Below are 692 nucleotides of genomic sequence, written 5' to 3'. Positions count from 1 at the left end.
TATACTAAAGGTTAAATTTCTAATAAAAACAAACAAAAAGAAGACTTAAAGTACAATAACTATATCTAAAATCACAAAATATGAAGTTACAAAGACTTCTGTAGATAATTGTCGAACAAATACAGAGCCAATGGGCTATCTTTCGTCTTCAGGAAGGAGTGAATATCAGACGCGTATCCAGATAATTTTCTGACATTATTAGCAAGTTTGTGAGCAAACTTTTCCTCAATGTAAGAGGAGATTTCGGGATCATGTGCTTTCTCAAGACGACGACTGACTGAATCATGAATAGAATGTGCTTCCAAAGCCAAAGATTTCTCTATGTCCAAAGCTTTAGCAACGCTTTCGAGTTCGTACAATTCGTAATTTTCTTGTTTCGGTTTACGTTCGTCCGTCTTCCATCTTCTGAAGTTCATTCTTCCGCCCCTCTTGGTTAAATGTTTTATTATTTCGATAGATTGTTCCCATTTCTCGTCGGAAAGGCCGCGGAACAATTTCTCGAATCCGAGCCTGTTCTTTTGGTAATTGGCATAATGGGTGGACATTAACAAATATTCAAAAGAACGCGTTATGTGGGTGGTTACAAAGGCCTGCAAATCCCCAACAACTTCGTTTATCGCTCCATATTTAGCGTCACACTCGGGCAATACTTCCGACGACAATTTGCTTGTTGTATGAGAGCAAGCTTGCAA

General features: G+C 38.3%; 1 protein-coding gene. It reads right to left on the bottom strand.

The window, feature by feature from the left end; translation table 11 throughout:
* Positions 1–86: 86 nt before the first annotated feature.
* On the bottom strand, positions 87–692 hold a 606-nt coding region (locus EK369_RS22955; RefSeq protein WP_164727089.1), incomplete at its 5' end, for a ferritin family protein.

The sequence above is a fragment of the Shimia sediminis genome (assembly GCF_003990645.1).
Classification (GTDB): Bacteria; Pseudomonadota; Alphaproteobacteria; order Rhodobacterales; family Rhodobacteraceae; genus Shimia; species Shimia sediminis.
This window is presented reverse-complemented; position numbering and strand designations above follow the sequence as displayed.